The 22,109-nt window shown below is 73.1% G+C and carries 22 protein-coding genes; 11 read left to right on the top strand and 11 right to left on the bottom strand.

From position 1 onward, the window contains the following. The first annotated feature begins 4 nt into the window (after window positions 1-4). Window positions 5-649, top strand: coding sequence for a TetR/AcrR family transcriptional regulator (locus tag ASD33_RS06460; RefSeq protein WP_056554715.1), 645 nt, complete (start codon window positions 5-7; stop codon window positions 647-649). A gap of 99 nt (window positions 650-748) precedes the next feature. After that, window positions 749-2,632, top strand: coding sequence for an AMP-dependent synthetase/ligase (locus ASD33_RS06455; RefSeq protein ID WP_056554712.1), 1,884 nt, complete (start codon window positions 749-751; stop codon window positions 2,630-2,632). 24 nt (window positions 2,633-2,656) lie between these two features. Here the strand turns inward: ASD33_RS06455 and ASD33_RS06450 are convergent, their stop codons facing one another. The 4 genes from ASD33_RS06450 to ASD33_RS06435 all read right to left on the bottom strand — a co-directional run bounded on the left by ASD33_RS06450 (window position 2,657) and on the right by ASD33_RS06435 (window position 6,179). Continuing rightward, window positions 2,657-2,905, bottom strand: a complete 249-nt coding sequence (locus tag ASD33_RS06450) for an SCO4226 family nickel-binding protein (protein WP_056554709.1) — start codon at window positions 2,903-2,905, stop codon at window positions 2,657-2,659. 30 nt (window positions 2,906-2,935) lie between these two features. Then, window positions 2,936-3,598, bottom strand: coding sequence for a pyridoxal 5'-phosphate synthase (locus tag ASD33_RS06445; protein WP_056554706.1), 663 nt, complete (start codon window positions 3,596-3,598; stop codon window positions 2,936-2,938). Continuing rightward, complete coding sequence (locus ASD33_RS06440; protein ID WP_242426903.1) at window positions 3,595-4,887, bottom strand: FAD-dependent monooxygenase; 1,293 nt, start codon at window positions 4,885-4,887, stop codon at window positions 3,595-3,597. Before ASD33_RS06440 ends, ASD33_RS06445 begins: the two co-directional genes overlap by 4 nt. 110 nt (window positions 4,888-4,997) lie before the next feature. After that, window positions 4,998-6,179, bottom strand: a complete 1,182-nt coding sequence (locus ASD33_RS06435) for an acetyl-CoA acetyltransferase (protein WP_056554703.1) — start codon at window positions 6,177-6,179, stop codon at window positions 4,998-5,000. A gap of 105 nt (window positions 6,180-6,284) precedes the next feature. On the opposite strand from ASD33_RS06435, the gene ASD33_RS06430 reads away from it, so the two are divergent. After that, window positions 6,285-7,517, top strand: coding sequence for an acyl-CoA dehydrogenase family protein (locus ASD33_RS06430; RefSeq protein ID WP_056554700.1), 1,233 nt, complete (start codon window positions 6,285-6,287; stop codon window positions 7,515-7,517). A gap of 162 nt (window positions 7,518-7,679) precedes the next feature. Then, window positions 7,680-8,162, top strand: a complete 483-nt coding sequence (locus ASD33_RS06425) for a nitroreductase family deazaflavin-dependent oxidoreductase (RefSeq protein WP_056554696.1) — start codon at window positions 7,680-7,682, stop codon at window positions 8,160-8,162. A gap of 22 nt (window positions 8,163-8,184) precedes the next feature. Here ASD33_RS06425 and ASD33_RS06420 read toward each other — a convergent pair whose 3' ends face one another. Continuing rightward, on the bottom strand, window positions 8,185-8,991 hold the full coding sequence (locus ASD33_RS06420) for a helix-turn-helix domain-containing protein (protein WP_056554693.1): 807 nt from the start codon (window positions 8,989-8,991) through the stop codon (window positions 8,185-8,187). A gap of 222 nt (window positions 8,992-9,213) precedes the next feature. Between ASD33_RS06420 and ASD33_RS06415 the strand changes: the two genes are divergently transcribed. Genes ASD33_RS06415 through ASD33_RS06405 form a run of 3 tightly spaced genes read left to right on the top strand, consistent with a single transcriptional unit; the run spans window position 9,214 to window position 11,668 of the window. Beyond that, a complete protein-coding gene (locus tag ASD33_RS06415) occupies window positions 9,214-9,885 on the top strand; it encodes a DUF4097 family beta strand repeat-containing protein (protein WP_056554690.1) in 672 nt (223 codons plus the stop codon). 32 nt (window positions 9,886-9,917) lie between these two features. Further along, entirely contained in the window at window positions 9,918-10,880 is a 963-nt protein-coding gene (locus ASD33_RS06410; protein WP_056554687.1) for an ATP-binding cassette domain-containing protein, read from the top strand. Then, complete coding sequence (locus ASD33_RS06405) at window positions 10,877-11,668, top strand: ABC transporter permease (RefSeq protein WP_056554684.1); 792 nt, start codon at window positions 10,877-10,879, stop codon at window positions 11,666-11,668. Before ASD33_RS06410 ends, ASD33_RS06405 begins: the two co-directional genes overlap by 4 nt. Before the next feature lie 233 nt (window positions 11,669-11,901). Here ASD33_RS06405 and ASD33_RS06400 read toward each other — a convergent pair whose 3' ends face one another. After that, a complete protein-coding gene (locus tag ASD33_RS06400) occupies window positions 11,902-12,549 on the bottom strand; it encodes a TetR family transcriptional regulator (RefSeq protein ID WP_056554681.1) in 648 nt (215 codons plus the stop codon). Window positions 12,550-12,868: 319 nt separating this feature from the next. On the opposite strand from ASD33_RS06400, the gene ASD33_RS06395 reads away from it, so the two are divergent. Both ASD33_RS06395 and ASD33_RS06390 read left to right on the top strand, forming a co-directional pair. Further along, on the top strand, window positions 12,869-13,654 hold the full coding sequence (locus ASD33_RS06395; protein WP_056554678.1) for a VOC family protein: 786 nt from the start codon (window positions 12,869-12,871) through the stop codon (window positions 13,652-13,654). Window positions 13,655-13,814: 160 nt separating this feature from the next. After that, window positions 13,815-16,241 carry a PQQ-binding-like beta-propeller repeat protein gene (locus tag ASD33_RS06390; protein ID WP_056554674.1) on the top strand — a complete coding sequence of 809 codons (2,427 nt, stop codon included), beginning with the start codon at window positions 13,815-13,817 and terminating at the stop codon, window positions 16,239-16,241. A gap of 16 nt (window positions 16,242-16,257) precedes the next feature. Here the strand turns inward: ASD33_RS06390 and ASD33_RS33900 are convergent, their stop codons facing one another. Beyond that, a complete protein-coding gene (locus tag ASD33_RS33900; RefSeq protein ID WP_079044601.1) occupies window positions 16,258-16,893 on the bottom strand; it encodes a hypothetical protein in 636 nt (211 codons plus the stop codon). 125 nt (window positions 16,894-17,018) lie between these two features. Between ASD33_RS33900 and ASD33_RS06380 the strand changes: the two genes are divergently transcribed. After that, a complete protein-coding gene (locus ASD33_RS06380) occupies window positions 17,019-17,603 on the top strand; it encodes a hypothetical protein (protein ID WP_056554671.1) in 585 nt (194 codons plus the stop codon). A 14-nt stretch (window positions 17,604-17,617) separates the two neighbouring features. On the opposite strand, the gene ASD33_RS06375 is transcribed toward ASD33_RS06380, so the two are convergent. The 3 genes from ASD33_RS06375 to ASD33_RS06365 are packed head-to-tail and all read right to left on the bottom strand — an operon-like array spanning window position 17,618 to window position 19,965. After that, entirely contained in the window at window positions 17,618-18,394 is a 777-nt protein-coding gene (locus ASD33_RS06375; protein WP_056554668.1) for an enoyl-CoA hydratase/isomerase family protein, read from the bottom strand. Continuing rightward, window positions 18,391-18,816: an OB-fold domain-containing protein gene (locus tag ASD33_RS06370; RefSeq protein WP_056554666.1), complete on the bottom strand. Its 426-nt coding sequence runs from the start codon at window positions 18,814-18,816 to the stop codon at window positions 18,391-18,393. The genes ASD33_RS06375 and ASD33_RS06370 overlap by 4 nt, the downstream gene beginning before the upstream one ends. Before the next feature lie 6 nt (window positions 18,817-18,822). Further along, window positions 18,823-19,965 (bottom strand): lipid-transfer protein, encoded by a 1,143-nt coding sequence (locus tag ASD33_RS06365; RefSeq protein ID WP_056554663.1) that lies wholly within the window; start codon window positions 19,963-19,965, stop codon window positions 18,823-18,825. A 107-nt stretch (window positions 19,966-20,072) separates the two neighbouring features. On the opposite strand from ASD33_RS06365, the gene ASD33_RS06360 reads away from it, so the two are divergent. Beyond that, window positions 20,073-21,623: a FadD3 family acyl-CoA ligase gene (locus tag ASD33_RS06360; protein WP_056554993.1), complete on the top strand. Its 1,551-nt coding sequence runs from the start codon at window positions 20,073-20,075 to the stop codon at window positions 21,621-21,623. Between the two features lie 238 nt (window positions 21,624-21,861). Here ASD33_RS06360 and ASD33_RS06355 read toward each other — a convergent pair whose 3' ends face one another. Next, entirely contained in the window at window positions 21,862-22,053 is a 192-nt protein-coding gene (locus tag ASD33_RS06355) for a hypothetical protein (RefSeq protein WP_056554660.1), read from the bottom strand. Window positions 22,054-22,109 lie beyond the last annotated feature (56 nt).

Below are 22,109 nucleotides of genomic sequence, written 5' to 3'. Positions count from 1 at the left end.
CGCCATGGCCGACGGTGCGAGAGCGCGGCGGCTGCCGCGGGCCGTGCGGGAGCGGCAGATGCTGGACGCGGCCGTGCGGAGCTTCGCCCGCCACGGCTACCAGGCGGCTTCGATGGACGAGATCGCCGAGCTCGCCGGGGTCTCCAAGCCGCTGGTCTACCTGTATCTGAACTCCAAGGAGGAGCTCTTCACCGCCGTGATCCGGCGCGAGGCGCAGGCGCTGCTCGCGGTGGTCGCCGAGGCGGTCGTCGACCGGGGCGCGCCGCCGGACGAGCGGCTGTGGGCCGGACTCTCGGCCTTCTTCGCGTACGCCGCCGAGCAGCCGGACTCCTGGGCGGTGCTCAGCCGGCAGGCACGGACGCAGGGGGAGCCGTTCGCCGGGGAGGCGGCCCGGATGCGGGAGGAGATCACGGCCTTCGTGGCGGGGCTGATCGGGGAGGCGGCGCGGGAGGCGCGGGACGCCTCCGCCATCACCGAGCGCGATGTGGCCGCGCTCGCGCAGGCGCTCGTGGGGTCCGCCGAGTCGCTGGCGAGCTGGGCCAACGAGACCGCCGGGGTGACGGCGAAGGAGGCCGCCGCGACGCTGATGAACTTCGCCTGGTCCGGGCTCGGGAACCTCATGAAAAACGAGCGCTGGGCTCCCCGTTGAGCGTTACTTCACAGTAAGGTTACCGGCTAGTCAGCCGCTCTTTGGGCGCAACGCACCGACGCACGACCTCAGTTCATCGCGCAGACCGAGGAGCCGCACGTGTCCGTCGTCACCGCCGTATCCGAGAGCGAACCGGTCGAACCGCACAAGACCCTGGTCGACGGCGTGGTGCGCGAGGTGTCCCTGCCCCCGCTCGTCCCCCTGATCCGCCGCGGCTCCCTCGCCGACCTGCCGTACGACAACGCCCGCCAGGACCCGGAGGCCGTCCTCTTCTCCCGCAAGGGTCCGCAGGGGGAGTGGTACGACGTCACCGCGGCCCGCTTCGCCGCCGAGGTGCACTCCGTCGCCAAGGGGCTGATCGCCCAGGGCCTCCGCCCCGGCGACCGGCTCGCCCTGATGGCCCGCACCACCTACGAGTGGACCCTGATCGACTTCGCCGCCTGGGCCGCCGGACTCGTCACCGTCCCCGTCTACCCCACGTCCTCCGCCTTCCAGACCCGCTGGATCCTCCAGGACTCCGGCGCCGCCGCCTGTGTCGTCGAGGACGCCGCCCAGGCCCGGATGATCTCCGCCGAGCGGATGCAGCTGCCCGGCCTCACCCACCTCTGGGTCCTCGACACCGGCGCCGTCGACCAGCTCCGCAGGGCGGGCGCCCGGGTCGCCGACGAGGCCGTCACCGCCCGCCGCGGCCTGCTCACCCCGGAGACCCTCGCCACCCTCGTCTACACCTCCGGCACCACCGGCCGGCCCAAGGGCTGCGCCCTCACCCACGCCAACTTCTTCGCCGAGGTCGACAACGCCGTCCGGCTCCTCCACCCCGTCTTCGTCTCGGAGACCAAGGAACCCGCCGCCACCCTGCTGTTCCTGCCGCTCTCCCACGTCTTCGGCCGAATGGTGGCGGTCGGCTGCGTCCGGGCCCGGGTCCGTGTCGGGCACGCCCCCTCGGTCGAGGGCGAGGAACTCCTCACCGACCTCGCCGCCTTCCGCCCCACCTTCCTGCTCGCCATCCCGTACGTCCTGGAGAAGGTCTACAACAAGGCCCGCTCCACCGCCGAGAGCGGCGGCAAGGGTGCCGCCTTCGACCGCGCCGCCCGGATCGCCCGCCGGTACGGGCGGGCGGCCGCGCCCTCGCTCCCGCTGCGGGCCGCGCGGGCGCTGTACGACCCGCTGGTCTACCGGCGCATCCGGACCGCGCTCGGCGGCCGGGTCCGCTACGTGATCTGCGGCGGCTCCCCGCTCGGCACCCGCTTCGCCGAGTTCTTCGCGGGCGCCGGCGTCGAGGTCTTCGAGGGCTACGGCCTGACGGAGACCACCGCCGCCTCGACGGTCACCCCGCCGCGCCGGCCGCGCACCGGGACCGTCGGCTGGCCGCTGCCGGGCACCGCCGTCCGGATCGCCGACGACGGCGAGGTCTGGCTCAAGGGCGGCCATGTCTTCGCCGGTTACTGGGACGCGGCGCGCGGCGCCGCCGTCCCGTACACCGACGACGGCTGGTTCCCCACCGGGGACCTGGGCGCCCTGGACGCCGACGGCTATCTGCGGATCACGGGCCGCAAGAAGGACATCCTCATCACCTCGGCCGGCAAGAACGTCGCCCCGGGGCCCCTGGAGGACTGGCTGCGCGCCCATCCGCTGATCGCCCAGTGCGTGGTCGTCGGTGACGACCGCCCGTACGTCACCGCCCTGATCACCCTCGACCACGAGGGCCTGACGCACTGGCGCCGGATGCGGCACAAGGACCATCTGGCGCTCTGGGAGCTGACCCGGGACGAGGAGCTGCTCGACGCGGTCCAGCGGGCGGTGGACGACGCCAACCGCCTCGTCTCGCGGGCCGAGTCGATCCGCGCCTTCCGGCTCCTGACCGCCGAGCTCTCCGAGACGTCCGGGCACCTCACCCCGTCCCTGAAGCTCAGACGACGGGCCGTGCTGCGGGACTTCGCGCGGGAGATCGAGGAGATGTACGGGACGGGGGAGGAACCCTAGGGCCTGTCTGTCGCCCCGCGCCCCTCACACCGTGAGGGACACCTCGTGGATCTCGTCCGCCGCGTGGCCCGTGCGGGCGTGGACCCGCTGGACGGCCTCGGCGGACGGGCCGTGCGACAGGCAGTAGACGGTCCCCGAATCGGGGTCCGCCCAGGCCCGTTCGAAGTGGACTCCCTCGTCCTTCTCGACGGCGAGGTCGGCCCGGTGGGCCTCGTCCAGCTGCTCGGCCGTGATGCCCTTCATGCCCCGGTGGACATCCATGTACGTACCCATGGCTCACACCTCCTCTTCCATGGTGCGCCCTCAGGGCCAGAGCAGCTCGCGCAGCCAGCCGGTGGGGGCCGAGGGGTCGCGGCGGTAGCGGAGGCGGAGGTGGCGGCGGCGGGCGTCGCCCTGGAAGAACTCGACCTCGGCCGGTTCGACGACGTACAGCGTCCAGGTGGCGGAGGGGGCGTCCGGTTCCGCCCCGGCCCGCCGCCAGGCCGCCTCGCTCGCCTCCGCGAGGGTCCCGGGGGAGTCGAGGACCTCGCTCTGCCGGCCGACCAGGGCCGAGGCGAGGGCGCCGGTGGTACGGGCGTGGAGGTCGGCGTACGCCTCCTCCGGGGTGCCGGTGGTGACATGGCCCCTGACCCGGACCTGGCGGCCCTGGACCGGCCAGTAGAAGCCGAGCGCGGCCTCGGGGCGGGCGGCGAGCTGGCGGCCCTTGGCGCTGGTGGCGTGGGAGGCGAAGTGCCAGCCGCGGGCGTCCGCGTCGTGCAGCATCACGGTGCGGACGTCGGGACGTCCGGCCTCGTCGGCGGTGGCCAGCGAGAGGGTGTGCGGCTCGCTCTGGCCGGCCGCGACCGCCGCCGTGAACCACTCGTGGAAGAGCGGCAGCGGCTCGGGCGGGGCGCTCGCCGGGTCGAAGGACGGCAGCTCGGTGTCCCAGACCTTCAGGGAGCGCAGGGCGTGGTGGAAGTCGGTCATGCGGTCACGGTAGGACGTGCGGGGGCGGTGGGGGCGCCGGGCCCGGCGGGGCGGGCGGGAGCGGCGTAGTCCTCGATCGGGACGGCGTTCGCCGCCGACTGGATGCCGTCGCGGATCTTCTTCGCGATGAGGTTCTTCCAGGGGGTCCTCGGCAGGGTCCGCACCATGAACATGCGCAGCGCGATCTTCCACCGGGAGCCGACGGTCATCTCCTTGACGAAGCCCTCGGCCATCTTCTGGTTCTGCTCGACGCCGGGCCGCATGTGCCGCTCGTAGCGGGCGAAGGCGAGGGTGTGGTCGCCGCCCGCCCGTGCCAGTTCCCCGGCGAGGACGTAGGCGCCGATGAGGGCGAGGCCGGTGCCCTGGCCGGAGGCGGGGGAGGAGCAGTGGGCGGCGTCGCCGAGGAGGACGACGCGCCCCTTCGACCAGCTGTCCATCTCGACCAGGGACATGGAGTCGAGGTAGAAGTCGCCGGCCCCGGCCGCGTGTCCGAGGAGGCGGGGGATCTCCCAGCCGTCGCCGCCGAACCGGTCGGCGAGCGCGCGCTTCTGGGCGGCGACGTCCCGGTGGTCGTGGGCGAGTTCCTCGGGCGAGGAGAAGATGAACAGGTTCTTGGCGTCGCTCTCGCCGGCCGAGCTGTAGACGCAGACCAGCTTCCCGGGGAGCGCGTGGTAGGTCTCCCAGCGGTCCAGGCCGAGGTGGTTGGGGGCGGTGAAGATGGAGATGTACGCGCCGAGGTGGCGCTTGTAGCGCTCCTCCGGGCCGAAGGCGAGCTTCCGGGTGTGGGAGTGGAGCCCGTCGGCGCCGACGACCAGGTCGAAGCGGCGGACGGCGCCGCTCTCGAAGGTGACGGTGACGCCGTCGGCGTCCTCCGTGAGGGAGCCGATCGAGTCGCCGAAGACGTACTCGACGTCGTCGCGGGTCCGCTCGTACAGGATGCGGGCGAGCTCGCCGCGCATGATCTCGTCGTCCTCCTCGACGCGCCCGCCGAAGACGTCGGCGGGCAGCTCGCCGATGGTGCGGCCCGAGCCGTCGACGTACGAACCGCCGCGCATGTCGGTGGAGTTGGCCCGGATCTCGTCGAGGACGCCCATCCGGCGGCAGACCTCGATCGCGGTGCCGCGGATGTCCACCTTGTAGCCGCCGGTGCGGAGTTCGGGGGCGCGCTCGACGACGGTGGGGGCGAAGCCGTAGCGGTGCAGCCAGAGGGCGAGGGCGGGGCCGGCGATCGAGGCGCCGGAGATCAGGACGGTCTTGGCGGTCTTCGGGGTGCTGTTCACGGCGTTCACGGCAGGACTCCTTGTCGGGTGTCTGCGGGCCGTTCCCCTGCCCGCAGACATGACTATACGGATGTCCTACACGGCTGTCTATGACGCCTGTATAGATTCTCGGGCCGGGGCTACGACCGGCCGAGCACCACCGTCCCCGAGGAGCAGAACCAGCCGCCCGTCCCCGAGGCCACCGCCAGCTCGGGCAGCGAGCCGTCCGCCCGCCGCACCTGCCGTCCCTCCGCCTCGCCGCGCAACTGCCGTACCGCCTCCACCAGGAGGAACAGCCCCCGCATCCCCGGATGGCAGGCGGAGAGGCCGCCGCCGTCCGTGTTCACCGGCAGCCCGCCGCCGCCCACCGTCAGGCGCCCCTTCTCGACGAACGGCCCGCCCTCGCCCTTCGCGCAGAAACCCAGGTCCTCCAGGGTCACCAGGGTCATGTAGGTGAAGGCGTCGTAGATCTCGGCGAGGTCGATGTCGGCGGGCCGGACGCCCGCCCGCTCGAAGGCCAGCCGGCCGCTCACCGCCGCCGGCGAGACCGTGAAGTCCTCCCACTCCGACATGGTGGTGTGCGAGACGTGCTCGCCCGTGCCGAGCACCCAGACCGGGGCGGTGCGGCAGTCCTGGACGTACTCCTCGGCGACGAGCAGCACCGCGCAGCCGCCGTCGCTGCGGATGCAGCAGTGCAGCTTGGTGAAGGGGTCCGCGATCATCGGGCCGTCGAGGACCTCGTCGACCGTGATCGGGTCCCGGAACATCGCCTCGGGGTTGAGCGCCGCGTTCGCCCGCGCCTGGACGGCGACCTCGGCGAGCTGCTCCAGGGTCGTCCCGTACTCGTGCATGTGGCGGCGGGCGGCCATCGCGTACTTGGCGATCAGGGTGTGCCCGTAGGGGACCTCGAACTGGAGCGGGCCGCGCGAACCGAAGGAGAGGTTCGAGGTGCGGCGCCGGGCGCGGATGTCGGCGCGCGCGGTGGAGCCGTACACGAGGAGCACCGCGTTCGCGTGGCCCGCGGCGATCGCGTCGGCGGCGTGCGCGGCCATGACCTCCCAGGTGGCGCCGCCGACGGCGGTCGAGTCCACCCAGCGGGGCCGGAGCCCCAGGTACTCGGCGACCTCGACCGGTGCCAGGGTGCCGAGGCCGGCCGAGGCCAGGCCGTCGATCAGGGAGCGGTCCAGGCCGCTGTCCGCGAGGGCCCGCCGGGCGGCCTGGGCGTGCAGGGCGTACGGAGTGGCCTCGTCGACCCGGCCGCCGTCGGAGAGGGAGACGCCGACGACGGCGACGCGGCGGGAGCTGCGCATGGTGGTGGGCATGAATCTGACGGTACATCAGATTCATGCGATCGGAACCGGCGCATCTCTGGCAACCGGCCCCGCCCCGCCCTAGCATGACGCACCGTCAGATACGGAGGGAGCCCCATGGACGCCGCCGACAGCGCAGCGCTCGCCGCCGGAACCGCCTCGCTCGCCGCCCCGCTCACCGACGAGCAGGAGGAGATCCGCCGCACCCTGCGGGACCTGCTCGCCGAACGGGCCGGGCCGCACGAGAACCGCGCGGCCACCGCCACCCCCCAGGGGTACGACCCCGAGCTGTGGGCCCGGATGTCCGGGACCCTCGGCCTCGCCGGGCTCGCCCTCCCCGAGGAGTACGGCGGTGTCGGCTGCGGACCCGCCGAACTCGCCCTCGCCTGCGAGGAGACCGGCCGGGCCCTCGCCCCCTCCCCGCTCCTCGCCACCAGCGTCCTCGCCGCGCCGCTCCTCGCCGCCCTCGGCACCCCCGGCCAGCGCACCGCACTCCTGCCGCGCCTCGCCGACGGGAGCCTCACCTGCGCACTCGCCGTCCCCGGCAGCGCCCTCGCCCTCGCCCTCGGCCTGACCGGCGACAACACCGCCGACGACTGGTCCGGCGGCGGCCGCGCGGGCGGCGTCCAGGCCCGCCCCGCCGACGGCGGCTGGCGGCTCTACGGCGAGGCGGCGCAGGTCGTCGACGGACACAGCGCCGGACTGCTGCTCGTCGCCGCGCACACCGGCGGCTTCGCCCGCAGCCGGACCCTGCTCTTCCTCGTACGGGCGGAGGAGGGCGCCCCCGGGCTCGTACGGACCCGGCAGCCCACCCTGGACCTCACCAGGGCCCAGGCCACCGTCCAGTTCCGGGACACCGAGGCCGAACTCCTCGGCGAGGAACCGGCCGACGTGCTCGGCGCCCTCGCCACCACCGGCCGGGCCGCCGCCGTGATGATCGCCGCCGAGGCCGTCGGCGCCGCCCGCGAGGCCCTCGACCGGACCGTCGCCCACGTCGGCTCGCGCGAACAGTTCGGCCGGCCCGTCGGCTCCTTCCAGGCGGTCAAGCACCGCCTCGCCGACCTGTACGTCCAGGTCGAGGCCGCCCGCTCGCTCACCTACTGCGCCGCCCGCGAGCCGGACCCCGGACCCGACAGCGGGCCACTCGCCCTCGCCCACGCCCTGGAGGCACTGCGCGCCACCGCGGGGGAGTCCATCCAGCTGCACGGCGGCATCGGCTTCACCTGGGAGCACGAGGCGCACCTCTACTTCAAGCGGGCCGCCTCCGACGAACTGCTCTTCGGCCCCGTGCGACGCCTGCGCGCCCGCGCGGCGGAACGGACCGGACTCTTCGGAGAGGTGGCCGCGTAGGGCCTTTCGTCGGGATCCGGCCGGGCTCGCGGGGCCTGGCGCCGCGCCTCGCCGCGTTGTCGTCGGTCGGCATGGCTCCGCCATGACTCCCTCCTCCGCCTTGCGATCCACGACACCAGGCCCCGCTCCCTGATCCGGCCAGATCCCAACGAAAGGCCCTTTATGCCCGTCGGACGCAAGCTCATGCAGAAGATGTCCTCCACCCGGACCTTCGCCCGGATCGGCCCGCACGTCGTGCCCGCCATGGACAAGGCCGTGCACCGGCTGACCCGGGGGAAGGTGCTGCTCAGCGCCCAGATGCTGCCCGGGGTCGTGCTCACCGCGCGGGGCGCGAAGAGCGGGCAGCCCCGGGTGACCCCGCTGGCCTGCATGCCCGAGCCCGACGGCCGCTGGCTGCTCATCGGCTCCAACTTCGGCCGCCCCGGCCACCCGGCGTGGACGGCGAACCTGCTCGCCCACCCGGACGTCGAGGTGAACTGGCGGGGCGAGGACGTACCCGTACGGGCGGAACTCCTGGCGGGCGAGGAGCGGGCGGAGGCCTGGCGCGCGGCGCTGGAGTTCTGGCCGCCGTACGCCACGTACCAGGCGCGGGTGGACCGCGAGATCCGACTCTTCCGGCTGACGCGGCGGGAGGGCGGGGTCTGAGGGAGGGGGCTCGGACCGGGGCTCACGCCGTCGGGTCGGGCCCCTCCGTCGCGTCCGGTTCCGCGTCCCCTTCCGGTTCCGCGTCCCCTTGCGGCGCCACCGGCCCCGCCGTCGCCGCCGGTTCCGTCGTCAGGATCGCGCGGGCCTGTTCCGCCGCCCTGATCGTGCTCTCGGTGACGAAGTCCAGGAAGCGGGCGATGTTCTCCATGCGGGCGCCGGCCGGGGTCGTGGCGCCGAGCACCCCGACGCCCTGCCGCGCGGTCTCGACGATCTGCGCGGTGGCCCGGGCGCTGGCCAGCATCGACTGGTACCAGATGTCGTTGTCGACGGTGTAGCGCTCGCGGCGGCGTTCGTCGCGCTCCCGGCGGACCATGCCCTGGCTCTCCAGGAACGCGATCGACTTGGAGACCGACGCCGGGCTGACCTGGAGGTTCCGGACGAGGTCGGCCGCGGTGAGGCTGCCCGAGTCGGTCAGACAGAGGGCGGCCATCACCCGGGCCGCCATCGGGGGCATGCCCGACTGCAGCATGACGGCCGTGAAGACCTCCTCGTACGCGCGGACGGACTCGGCGTCCCGCCCGTGCGGCTGCTCCGGCGCGGCCGCGGCCGCCTTCGGCGCGGCCTGCTTGCTCCGGTGGGCGCGGTTCTCGGTGGCGCGGTGGGCCTGGTCGGCGCGGTAGCCGGTGGGTCCGCCGTTGCGCATGACCTCGCGCGTGATCGTCGAGGTGGGGCGATCGAGCCGACGGGCGATCTCCGCGTAGGCGAGGCCGTCGGTCAGCCCCCCTGCGATCTGCCGACGTTCCTGCTGGGTGAGCCTGCCGCCCGGCATCGGGGCCTCCTCTGTGGTCCGTGACGGCCCAGCATAGCGTTCACGTTCAGTCCATTGCAACGAAGGTGCGATCTGTCGTTGCGTTAGCTCCAGAACCGTTGCAATGAATTAGCCCATCTCACCTGCAATTTCGGGGTTCTTGCGCATCAAGGGTGTTGCTCGACTTGGAAACGCAACGTAGCTTTTCCCTCATCGGAAAGAACGGATCCAAGGAGAGCCACCATGCAGAAGTTCGCCACCACCACCCCCGTCACCGCCGTCCTCGACATCCCCGCCGGCCGCATCCGCCTCATCGCCGCCGACCGTGCCGACACCACCGTCGAGGTCCTGCCCGCCGACGCCGGCAAGAGCCGCGACGTGAAGGCGGCCGAGCAGATCCAGGTCGTCTACGGCGACGGAGTCCTCCGCATCGAGGCCCCCGCCCCGAAGAACCGCGTCCTCGGCAACCCCGGCTCCGTCGAGGTGACGGTCCAGCTGCCCGCCGACTCCCGCGTCGAGGCCAGGACGGCCAGCGCCGAACTCCGGGTCGTCGGACGCCTCGGCGACATCGACTTCGAGAGCGCGCAGGCCACCGTCAAGATCGACGAGGCGGCGACCACCCGCCTCACCGTCCAGGCCGGCGACATCTCGGCCGGACGCCTGAACGGCCCCGCGGAGATCACCACCCAGAAGGGCGACATCCGCGTCACCGAGGCCGTGCGCGGCGCGGTCACCCTGCGCACCTCCCACGGCGAGATCTCGGTCGGCGCCGCCCGCGGCGTCTCCGCCTCGCTGGACGCCGGGACCGGCTACGGCCGGATCCACAACTCGCTCCGGAACAGCGAGGGCGCCGGCGCCACCCTGACCATCCACGCCACCACCGCCTACGGCGACATCACCGCCCGCAGCCTGTGACCCCGCCCGCCCCCTCGGAAGGAACACCTCCCATGAGCAACCTGGCCATCGCGGCGAACGGGCTGCGCAAGTCCTACGGCGACAAGGTCGTGCTCGACGGCATCGACCTCGCCGTACCGGAAGGCACCGTCTTCTCCCTGCTCGGCCCGAACGGCGCCGGCAAGACCACCGCGGTCAAGATCCTCTCCACCCTCGTCTCCGCCGACGGCGGCGACCTGCGCGTCGGCGGCCACGACCTCGCCGCCGACCCGCAGGCGGTCCGCGCCTCGATCGGCGTCACCGGCCAGTTCTCCGCCGTCGACGGTCTGATCACCGGCGAGGAGAACATGCTCCTGATGGCGGACCTGCACCATCTGTCCCGGCGCGAGGGGCGGCGGGTCACCGCCGAACTCCTGGAGCGCTTCGACCTGGTGGAGGCCGCGAAGAAGCCCGCCGCCGGCTACTCCGGCGGCATGAAGCGCCGCCTCGACATCGCGATGACGCTGGTCGGCGACCCGCGGATCATCTTCCTCGACGAACCCACCACCGGCCTCGACCCGCGCAGCCGCCACACCATGTGGGGGATCATCCGCGAACTCGTCACCGGCGGCGTCACCGTCTTCCTCACCACCCAGTACCTGGAGGAGGCCGATCAGCTCGCCGACCGCATCGCCGTGCTCCACGGCGGCCGGATCGCCGCCGAGGGCACCGCGGACGAACTGAAGCGGATCGTCCCCGGCGGACACGTACGGCTCCGCTTCACCGACCCGGCCGCCTACCGCTCCGCGCTCCTCGCGCTCGGCGAGGCCACCGGGGACGACGAGGCCCTGTCCCTCCAGGTCCCCAGCGGCGGCAGCCAGCGCGAACTGCGCGCCGTCCTCGACCGGCTGGACTCGGCCGGCGTCGAGGCGGACGAACTGACCGTGCACACCCCCGACCTGGACGACGTGTTCTTCGCCCTGACCGGCGCCGACGTGCCGGCCCAGCACGACCCGACCAAGGAGAACGCCCGATGAGTACTCTCGCCCTCGCCGTCCGCGACTCGTCCACGATGCTGCGCCGCAACCTCCTGCACGCCCGGCGCTACCCGTCGCTGACCCTGAACCTGCTGCTGACCCCGGTCATGCTCCTGCTGCTCTTCGTCTACATCTTCGGCGACGTGATGAGCGCCGGGATCGCGGGCGGCGGCGCCGACCGCTCCGCCTACATCGCCTACGTCGTCCCCGGCATCCTGCTGATGACCATCGGCAGCACCGTCATCGGCGCGGCCGTCTCGGTCTCCACCGACATGTCCGAGGGCATCATCGCCCGCTTCCGCACCATGGCGATCCACCGCGGTTCGGTCCTCATCGGGCACGTCGTCGGCAGCGTCCTGCAGTCGGTCGCCAGCGTGGTCCTGGTCGGCGCCGTCGCCGTCGCCATCGGCTTCCGGTCCACGGACGCCACGGTCCTGGAGTGGCTGGCCGCGTTCGGCCTGCTCGCGCTCTTCGCCCTGGCGCTCACCTGGATCGCGGTCGGGATGGGCATGGCCAGCCCGAACGCGGAGGCGGCCAGCAACAGCGCGATGCCGCTGATCCTGCTGCCGCTCATCTCCAGCGCGTTCACCCCGATCGACGCGATGCCGGGCTGGTTCCAGCCGATCGCCGAGTACCAGCCCTTCACGCCGGCCATCGAGACCCTGCGCGGTCTGCTGCTCGGCACCGAGATCGGCCACAACGGCTGGCTCGCGGTCGGCTGGTCGATCGCCCTGGCCGCCCTCGGCTACCGCTGGTCGACGGCCTCCTTCAAGCGCGACCCGCAGTAACCGGCATGAGCGCGGGCACCTCCCGCACCCGTACCGCCAGAGGGCGGCGTACTCCGACCAGGGTCGGGGAACGCCGCCCCTTCGGCGTACGGGTCCCGGGAAGGCGTACTCCGCCCGGGAAGGCGTACGCCCCCGTCCCCGTACGCCCCCGGACACGGCGACGCCGACGGCGGTCCGTTGGGGGCGGGCCGCCGTCGGCGTCGACGACAGGACGGGTGAAGGAGTGGGTGGGGCTATCTGGTCGGCTTCTTTCCGGTGATGCCCAGATGCACCAACAGGGCGAGGTTGGGCTTGAGTTCGGCCTGCTTCACGCCCCAGGTCGTGAAGCCCTTCTGGTGGCCGGCGACCGAGGCCAGCATCGCCACCAGGGAGCCCGCCATGGCGGCCGGACTGACCTCCTTGTCGACCTTGCCCTTGGCCTGGAGCTCCTTCACCGCGTCCGTGAGGGAGTTGGTGACCGAGTTCAGGATCTTCATGCGGATCTTGTAGAACCGCTTGTCGCCCTCGGCGGCGCCGAGGTCCACGACCCGGAGGATCGCGTCGTGCTTCCGCCAGAAGTCCAGGAAGCCTTCGACGAGTTCCTCGGAGGTCTGCCAGCCGGCCTTGCCGACCCAGGAGCGGCCGGAGACCAGCTCGGTCAACCCGGCGCCCTCCTTGGCCATTTCCTCCGCGATCTCGAGAACCGCGCCCTCGACGTCCGGGAAGTACTGATAGAACGTCGCGGGTGAAGTACCCGCCTTCCGGGCCACATCGATGACCTTGACGTCCCGGTAGGGCGAGGAGCTGAGCATCTCACCGAGGCAGTCGAGCAGCTTCTGCCGCGTCGCCTGGCCGCGTCGTCCGGCCACGCGGCCGTCGACGGTGCGTACTTGTCCTGTCATGCCGTCAGCTTACCGAGGGGGTGTCGGCGCGCGATTCGGCCGACTGCAAATGGGGTGCACCCCCCGTCCGCCCGTGTTCTACGAGGTCGGCACGCGTGTCTCCGGGGAGGGAGTGCCGTGGGGGAGGGGTGGGATCGCGCCACTCCCCAGGGGTGGTGGAGGCGGCGGCGGGAGCCCCGTACCCGAATAGGCTTATGAACAGCCTGTGGACAACTTCGGTGGACAACTCAAGAGCCCCAAGGGTTGTGCGCCGATAAATCGTCCTTTTGTTCGTATGTCGGGGCGTGCGGGACCGCCGTCCCGGACCTAGCGTGATCCCATGGCCGTACGCATTGAGGGCACCCCCTGCTGGGTGGACGCACAACTCCCCGACCTGGAAGCGGGCAAGCGCTTCTACGGCGAGCTCTTCGGCTGGACCTTCGACCCCGAGCGGGACGAGGCGCTCCTCGACGGGCGCAGGGTCGCCGGTCTCCTCCCCAAGAGCGACGGCCGCATGCCCACCACCTGGACGCTCTACCTCGCGACCGGGAACGCCGGCACCCTCGCCACCCGGATCAGGGCCGCCGGGGGCCAGATGGTCATGGAGCCCTACCCCGTCGGCCCCTTCGGCGTCCTGGCGCTCGCCGCCGACCCCGGCGGCGCCGTCTTCGGACTCCGGCAGCAGGGCGACGAGGACGGCTTCGAGACCACGAACGAACCGGGCGCCTTCTGCTGGATGGAGGTGTACACGCGCCGCCCCGAGGCCGTCGACACCTTCTACGCGACCGTCTTCGGCTACCTCGGCCGCCAGGCCGACCCCGAGGAGGAGGGCAGGGACGCGGGCTTCGACTACCGCGTCTGGTCGCCCCCCGGCTCCCGGCCCGGCGACGACAGCTCCTTCGGCGGGCGGGCCGTGATCACCGACGACTTCCCCGCCGCGATGCCCGGCCACGTCCTCGTCTACTTCGCCGTCGAGGACTGTGACGAGGCCTGCGCGATCACCACCCGCCTCGGCGGCCGGGTCGCCACCCCGCCCTTCGACACCCCGCACGGCCGCATCGCCGTCCTCCACGACAACCAGGGCGCCCGCTTCGCGGTCCTCGCGGAACCCGCCGACGCGAGCTGACGGAGCCCGCCGCCACTGCCTGACGGAGCCCGCCGCACCCCCCGTCTGATATGACCTGTGACACCCCGATCCGCCCCCGGGTTCGCAACCGGGCCCTCGGACAGGAAGAATCAGGGCCAGGGCCGTACCCTCATGGCCCGTACGGGGAGGTGGCAGGCAAGTGGAACAGCTGACGCAGCACGACCCGAGACGTATCGGGCCCTTCGAGGTGCTGGGCCGGCTCGGCGCGGGCGGAATGGGCCTGGTCTATCTCGCGCGCTCGGCATCGGGCCGGCGCGTGGCGATCAAGACCGTGCGCACGGAGCTCGCTGAGGACCAGCTGTTCCGGGTCCGCTTCACCCGAGAGGTGGAGGCCGCGCGGGCGGTCTCCGGCTTCTACACGGCCGCCGTCGTCGACGCCGACCCGCGCGCCGCCGTGCCCTGGCTGGCGACCGCCTACGTCCCCGCGCCCTCGCTCGAAGAGATAGTGAACGAGTGCGGACCGCTCCCGGCCCAGGCCGTGCGCTGGCTGGCCGCCGGCGTCGCCGAGGCCCTGCAGTCCATCCACGGCGCGGGTCTGGTCCACCGCGACCTCAAGCCCTCCAACGTCCTCGTCGTCGAGGACGGCCCCCGGGTGATCGACTTCGGCATCGCGTCGGGCGTCTCCAACACGCGCCTGACCATGACCAACGTCGCCGTCGGCACCCCGGCCTACATGTCTCCCGAGCAGGCCCGCGACTCCCGCAGCGTCACCGGCGCGAGCGATGTCTTCTCGCTCGGCTCGATGCTGGTCTTCGCCGCCACCGGCCACGCGCCCTTCCACGGAGCGAACCCGGTCGAGACCGTCTTCATGCTGCTCCGCGAGGGCCCCGACCTGGAGGGCCTGCCCGAGGAGCTGCGGCCCCTCATCGAGTCCTGCATGCAGATGGACGTCAGCCGCCGGCCCACCCCGGCCGACCTCCAGGCGCAGCTGGCCCCGCACCTCTTCGGCCCCGGCAGCGACGACAGCGGGACGGCCTCGGCCTGGCTGCCGGCGAGCGCCACCGCCATGATCGAGACCCGTCGGGGCGGCCGCCGTCCGGCCCCCGTCGGCGTACCGGTGGCGCGGCGCACGCCCCCGCCGCCGCCCCTGCCGCCCGGCGACCCCCGCTTCCCCGAGCCGGCCCCTGTCGGCGGCCCGGGCGGCGGACGGCACGCCGGCCCCGCCGAGAGCGCCGGCGGACCCGTACGCCTGGGCGGCGCGACCGTCCCGATCGGCCCCGGCCCCCGGGTCGCCGACACCCGTGCCGCGCTCGCCGTCGGCCGGGGCGCCGACGCGGGCCCGGCCACCGGCTGGATCCGTCCGCCCGGCGGCGGCCCGCACGGCGCGGACCACGGCTCGCACGCCGGGGAGCCCGGCCCGCAGCCCGGTGCCCGCCCGGTCCACGTCCCCGGGCAGGGACCCGACCACACCGCGCCCCCGGAGCCCGGCCCCTGGCGGCCCTGGCGCTTCCGGATGTCGAACGACGTGTGGGGTACCCCGGTCGTGGAGGGGGACCTGCTGTACGTGACCTCGTTCGAGGTACACGCCCTGGACACCGGCAGCGGCCGGCGCCAGTTCAAGACCCGGGACGTGGCCTGGTCGATGGCGGTCGCCGCGGGCCGCATCCACGCCTCCGACGGACCCACGCTCTACGCCCTCGACGCCACCGACGGCGGCGAGCGGTGGCGGCTGCGCACCGACGCCTGGGTGTACTCCCTCCAGGTCGACCGGGGCACGGTCGTCACCGGCACGCGCGGCGGCGGGGTGCAGGGCTGGGAGGCCTCCAACGGCGCGAAGCTGTGGGAGATCACCGGCGCGCAGACCGACTTCGAGACCCCGGAGGCGGGGCCCGCCGTGCACGGCGACACCGTGTACGTGTGGCGGGAGGCCCGGCTCCAGGCCCTCGACGCCCGGACGGGCGTGGAGCGCTGGTCGTACCCGATCGGCGACGCCGCCTCCTGCGCGGGCGTGCCCGTCCGGGTGGCCCCGGCCGAGGACGGCTGCGTGTACGTGTCCGCCGGCACGCGGGTCCTGTCGATCGACATCGCCGCCGGTCACGTGCGCTGGCACTTCGAGGCGCCGGCCGTCTTCGTCTCGCCGCCCGCGTTCGCGCCGGGCCCGGCGGTCACGGGCGGCGGGGTGTACCTCTCGGACCACCTCGGCACGGTGTACGCGCTCGACGCGACCACCGGCCAGGACCGCTGGCGGATCGCGACCGAGCCGCGGCAGTCGACCGAGCCGGTGCTCGTCGCCGACGGCAACGTGCACGTCGGCAGCGGCAGCGCGCTGTACACCCTCGACGCGGTCACCGGCACGCCCCGCTGGCGGTTCGCGGCGGGCGGCGAGCTGGTCGGCTCCCCGGTGGTCGCCGACGGCCGGGTGCACTTCGGCTCGGCCGACCACGTCCTCTACACGCTGGACGCGACCGGCGGCCAGCTCCGCTGGAAGCTCGCGACCGGCGGCGAGATCACCGGTTCGCCGGTGGCCAGGGGCGGGGTCGTGTACGCGTGCAGCAAGGACCGCTGCGTGTACGCGCTGGACGCGGTGAAGGGCACGGCCACGGGACGGGGTTCGGCGGGGCGCTGAGCCCTGAGCCGCTGGCCTAGGGCCGGGGTTGCTCGGGCGGCCGGTCCGGCTGTTCGGGCGGCCCGTAGGGGTCGGGATTCCCGTAGGGGTCGGGTTTCCCGTACGGGTCCGGGCGCGGGTACTCGCTCGTGGGCGCGTCCGCCGTCCGGTCCCGCGTGCTCTCCGGCGTGCTCTCCGGCGGCGGGCCGGCCGGCGTCGGGTGGGTGGGCCCGGGGGCCCGGTCCACCCGGTGCGGCGCGTGGGACCTGCCCGACATGACGAGCGCGCCGAGCAGCAACAGGATTCCGCCGCCGAGGGCGTTCGCGACCCCGTCGCCGAGCCCCGTACCGCCGCCGCCGACGGTGAGCTGCCCCTCGGCCTGCCCGACCCGCACCATCCAGAGGATGGTGAAGCCGAGGACGACGACCCCGGCGAGGGCGACGAGCAGGCGGGAGCGCAGCACCACACCGAGCACGGTGAGGAGGGCGGCGAAGAGGAACGGCGCCAGGATCGAGCCGAGCACGTCGGACTTGGCGTCCGTGATGCCGGTGAACAGCTCGTCGATGGCGTAGTCACGGCCGTGACGGCCGTCGTACCAGGCACGGAAGGGGCTCCAGACGGCGGCCGTCGCTCCGACGAGAGCCAGCACCGCACCGGCCACGTTGCGGATCATCGTTGCGGCCTCCTTGCCGGTCCGGCTCTCGTTCCCGACGCTACGCCGGGTGCGGGGGGCCCGCCAGGCGGCACCGGAGCGGCGCTATGGTGGCGCGGACACGACAGAAGGAACGGGGAGCGGCGATGGTACGCACACGCCTGAAGCTCGCGGCGACGCTCACGATCGTGGTGCTGGCGCTGACCGGATTCCACACCGGGAAGAGCGGCCACGGCAGCAGCAGCGGCGGCGGCAGCGGGAAGAGCAAGAGCGGCAAGAGCAAGAGCCGCGGCCACTCGGACGACGACTCGGGCGGCGGCTGCTCCAGCGACGAGAAGAGCAACGACGACTACGACGGTTCGGGCGGCTCCGGCTCCGGTTCGGGCTCCGGTTCGTACACGACGGACCCCACGCCGTCGCCGTCCGCCACGGCGCGGGCCGAGGTCGTGGTCGTCGACTGCGTGAAGCCCGCCCAGAAGAAGCGCAAGGGCAAGCCGGCCCGCGCGGCCGACTCGAGCGCGACCCTGAGGATCACCCCGAACGACCTCCAGGTCCGGGGGACGTTCGTGGTCACCGTGAAGTTCAAGGACGTCAAGGGCATGGTGGTGGAGACGGACATCGTCGACGTCACCGTCAACGGCGCCGAGAAGGAGTTCGAGGCCTTCGTGCGCGACGCGAAGGACCTCGCCCGGGTGAAGAGCTGCACGGTCGACAGCGTGACCGAGCAGTAGCGGGGCCCGTCGCGTCAGCGCAGCCGGTATCCGCCGGCCCTCCCGGTGAACAGCTCGGACTGCCGGTCCGCCGGCAGGTTCCCGAGCGTCACCAGGTGCGGCGCGTGCGCCAGCGCCTGCGCCCTGGCCGCCTCGTGCACGGACCACAGCGCCCGGACCGTGCCCTGGACGGCCTCCGTCGGGTAGGAGGCGATGACGGCGGCGGCCGCGCGGGCGGCCTCCAGCGCCCCGCCGGGCGGGGTCAGCTCGGAGACCAGCCCCGTCTCGTACGCCCGCCGGGCGGAGATCCGTTCCGCGCTGCCCGTCAGCGCCATCCGGGCGATCTCCCCGCGGGGCATCCGCAGCGCCATGTGGACGGTCTCGAAGGCGCTGACCATCCCGTAGGTGGTGTGCGGGTCGAAGAAGGTGGCGTCCTCGGCGGCGACCAGGAACTCGGACTCGCCGAGCAGGTAGAACGCGCCGCCGCAGGCCATCCCCTCGACGGCGGCGATCACCGGTTTCCACAGGTCGTTCGCCTTGGGGCCGAGGGCGAGGAGGGGGTCGTCGATCGTGTACGGGGAGGACGGCTGGGGCACGTTCCCGGCGGCGTCCCGGTCGATCCCCGTGCAGAAGGCCCGCCCGCCGGCCCCGGTGACGACGATCGCGCGGATCTCGTCCTCGTAGCGGAAGCCCCGCCAGACGGCGGTGAGTTCGCGGGCCATCTCCAGGGTGACGGAGTTGTGCTTCTCGGGCCGGTCGAGGGTGACGACGGCCACCCCGGTCTCCTTGTCGCGGTCGACCCGGATGCTCATCCGCGCTCCAGGATCCAGCGGGGGACGGTGAGACCGCCGGTCTCGGTGAAGGCGACCTTCACGGCGGCGCCGATCCGGAGCCGGGCCGGGTCGACCGAGTTCAGGGGGGCGTGCGGGGTGGCGACGACGTTGCCGACGAGCCGGATGTGGGGGGCGTCGGCGAGTTCGACGAGCACCGCGTTGTACGGGGCCTGGGCCGCGTACTCGGGCAGGAGGGGCGGGTGGGGCAGGACGAACGACCAGATCCGGCCGCGCCCCGACATCAGGCGCCACTCGCTCGCGAAGGAGCGGCAGTGCGGGCAGCAGGGGCGGGGCGGGAAACGCAGTTCGCCGCAGTCGGCGCAGCTCTGGACGCGGAGTTCGCCCCGGGCGGTGTAGTCCCAGAAGGGGGCGCCGTCCTCGTCGATGACCGGTGTGAGCATCTGGATTCAGCTCCTCAGCAGGATGGCCGATGTGGGGACGCCCTCGCCCGCCGTGACCAGGCAGGTCGCGGCGTCGGGGACCTGGGCGGTGGAGGTGCCGCGCAGTTGCTTCACGCCCTCGTTGATGAGGTTGAAGCCGTGGACGTACGCCTCGCTCAGTCCGCCGCCGCCGGTGTTGAGGGGCAGCCGGCCGCCGATCTCCAGGGCGCCGCCCTCGGTGAAGGCCGCGCCCTCTCCCCGGCCGCAGAAGCCGTAGCCCTCCAGCGAGAGCGGGACGAGCGGCGTGAAGGCGTCGTAGATCTGGGCGACGTCGACGTCCTGGGGGCCGAAGTCGGCCTGCTTCCACAGGTGCCGGGCGGCGGTCCAGGCGGGGCCCGAGAGCGGGTCGTCGTTCCAGTAGTTGACCATGCCGTGGTGCTGGGAGGGCAGGCCCTGGGCGGCGGAGTGCACGTAGACGGGCTTCTGGCGGCAGTCGCGGGCCCGCTCGGCGGAGACGATCACGCACGCCAGGGCGCCGTCGGTCTCCAGGCAGTTGTCGAAGAGGCAGAGGGGTTCGCTGATCCAGCGGGCGGTCATGTACATCTCGCGGGTCAGCGGGCGGTCGTACATGATCGCGGCGGGGTTCTGGTTGGCGCGGTTGCGGCAGGCCAGGGCGACGTTGAAGAGGTGGTCGCGGGTGGCGCCGTACTCGTGCATGTAGCGGCGGGCGAGCATGCCGATCTCGTCGGCGGGGCGGAGCAGCCCGAAGGGGCGGGTCCACTGGCCGGGGGTGGGCAGCTGGACGGCGGTGTTCTTCCAGGGCCGGGGGCCGGAGCCCCGTTTCCTGGACCGCCAGGCGACGCCGACGTTCGCCTGCCCGGTGGCGACGGCGGCGGCGAGGTGGCCGACGGTGGCGCAGGAGCCGCCGCCGCCGTAGCCGACCTTGGAGAAGAAGGTGACGTCGCCGGCGCCGATGGCCTTGGCGACCTCGACCTCGTCGGTCTCCTCCATCGTGTACGAGGCGAAACCGTCGACCTCGGAAGGGTCGATCCCGGCGTCGTCGAGAGCGGCGAGGATCGCCCGGCAGGCGAGCGCCTTCTCGGTCTCGGGAAGCTGTTTCGCGAAGGCGGTCTGTCCGATTCCGACGATGGCCGTGGCGTCCTTGAGCACCGAACCTCCTCATGGGGCAGCACTGCTGACAGCGCGTCAGGTTACAACTAATCTGACGGATAGTCAGCTACGGGAGGTGGGGTATGGACATGGACCCGGCGAGGGACCTGCGCGGCGACCTGGAGTGGGGCACGATCCCCGGGCTCGTCCGGGCCGCGGCCGAGCGCCACGGACCGCGGGAGGCCGTCGTCGACGGCCGCGTCCGCGTCACCTACGCCGAACTCGGCGAACGCGTCGAGCGGGCCGCCGCCGCCTGCCTCGCCACCGGCATACGGGCGGGGGACCGGGTCGCGATCTGGGCCCCCAACACCCTCGACTGGATCGTCTCCGCCCTCGGCGCGGTCACCGCCGGCGCCGTCCTCGTCCCCCTCAACACCCGCTTCAAGGGCACCGAGGCCGCCCACATCCTCCAGCGCTCCCGGGCCCGGCTGCTCTTCGTCACCGGCACCTTCCTCGGCACCTCGTACGTGGCCTCCCTGCGCCGCTCGGGGATCGAACTCCCGGACCTGGAACGGGTGGTCGTCCTCGGCGACACCGCCCCCGACGAAGCGGGCTGGACGACCCTCAAGGCCTTCCTCGCCGAGGGCGACGCCGTCCCGGCCGCCCGCGTCCGCGCCCGCGCCGACGGCATCGACCCCGAGGCCCCCTCCGACATCATCTACACCTCCGGCACCACCGGCCGCCCCAAGGGCGCCGTCATCAGCCATGCCCAGACCCTGCGCTGCTACGCGATCTGGTCCGATCTCGCCGGGCTCCGGGAGGGCGACCGCTACCTCGTGGTCAACCCCTTCTTCCACACCTTCGGCTACAAGGCCGGCATCCTCGCCTGTCTGATGCGGGGCGCGGTGATCGTCCCGCAGTCCGTCTTCACCGTGGACACCGTCCTCGCCAACATCACCGCCGAACGCGTCACGGTCCTGCCCGGACCGCCCACCCTCCACCAGTCCCTCCTGGACCACCCGGCCCGCGCCGCCCACGACCTCTCCACTCTCCGCCTGGTCGTGACCGGCGCGGCCGTGGTCCCGCTCCGGCTCGTCGAACGCCTCCGCTCCGAGCTGGGCGTCGGCACGGTCCTCACGGCGTACGGCCTCTCCGAGGCGAGCGGCATCGTCACCATGTGCCGCCGCGACGACCCCGACGAGACGATCGCCACGACCTCCGGCCGCCCGATCCCCGGCACCGAGCTCCGCCTCTCCGCATCGGGCGAGGTCCTGGTCCGCGGCCACCACGTGATGCGCGGGTACTTCGAGGACGAGGCGGCGACGGCGACGGCGGTCGACGCGGACGGCTGGCTGCACACCGGGGACATCGGCGTCCTCGACGAGGCCGGCAACCTCCGCATCACCGACCGCCTGAAGGACATGTTCATCGTCGGCGGCTTCAACGCCTACCCGGCGGAGATCGAACAACTCCTGGGCCTCCACCCCGACATCGCGGACGTCGCCGTCATCGGCATCCCCGACCCCCGCCTGGGCGAGGTCGGCAAGGCCTTCGCGGTCCGCCGCCCGGGCTCCCGGGTCACGGCGGACGACCTCATCGCCTGGTCGCGCCGGGAGATGGCGAACTTCAAGGTCCCCAGGGAGGTCGAGTTCGTGACGGAACTCCCGAGGAACGCGAGCGGGAAGGTGGTGAAGGGGGAGCTGCGGGCGGGCAAGTGAGGGCGGGGCGGGCGTGAGAGCGGGTCGGCGCGCACGCCGAAGGGGCCGGGCGTGTGCCCGGCCCCTTCTGTGTGCGGTGGTCCGATCGCGTTGCGCACGGGCCCTGCCGGATGGATTCCCCCTGGATCCCTCCCGGCGTCCCCCGGGCCCGTGTGCTCCCCCGTCGACCGGTCCTCCGCGGTCGGTCCCGGCGGCTCCCCCGAAGTCGCCGCCGTGACCGTTCCCCGTCGGGAATGGCCTAGTTGGCCGGCTCGGTCGTGACGTGGAGGTTCTCGGCGGGGGCTCCCTCGCCGAGGACCTTGTCCGCGATGGCGTCGGCCGGCTCGGACGTGACGTGCAGGTTCTTGGTGCCGATCTGCTCGGTCTCCGTACCGGTGACGTGCAGGTTCTCCGGCGTGATGACCGGGTCCTTGGCAGTGGTGTCGCCCATGGTGATCCCCTCCTGGTGGTGGCTTCGTGTGCTGGTGGGCGGAGCCCGTCCGGCTG

It is taken from the genome of Streptomyces sp. Root1304 (assembly GCF_001426405.1).
In the GTDB taxonomy this organism is placed as follows: domain Bacteria; phylum Actinomycetota; class Actinomycetes; order Streptomycetales; family Streptomycetaceae; genus Streptomyces.
This window is presented reverse-complemented; position numbering and strand designations above follow the sequence as displayed.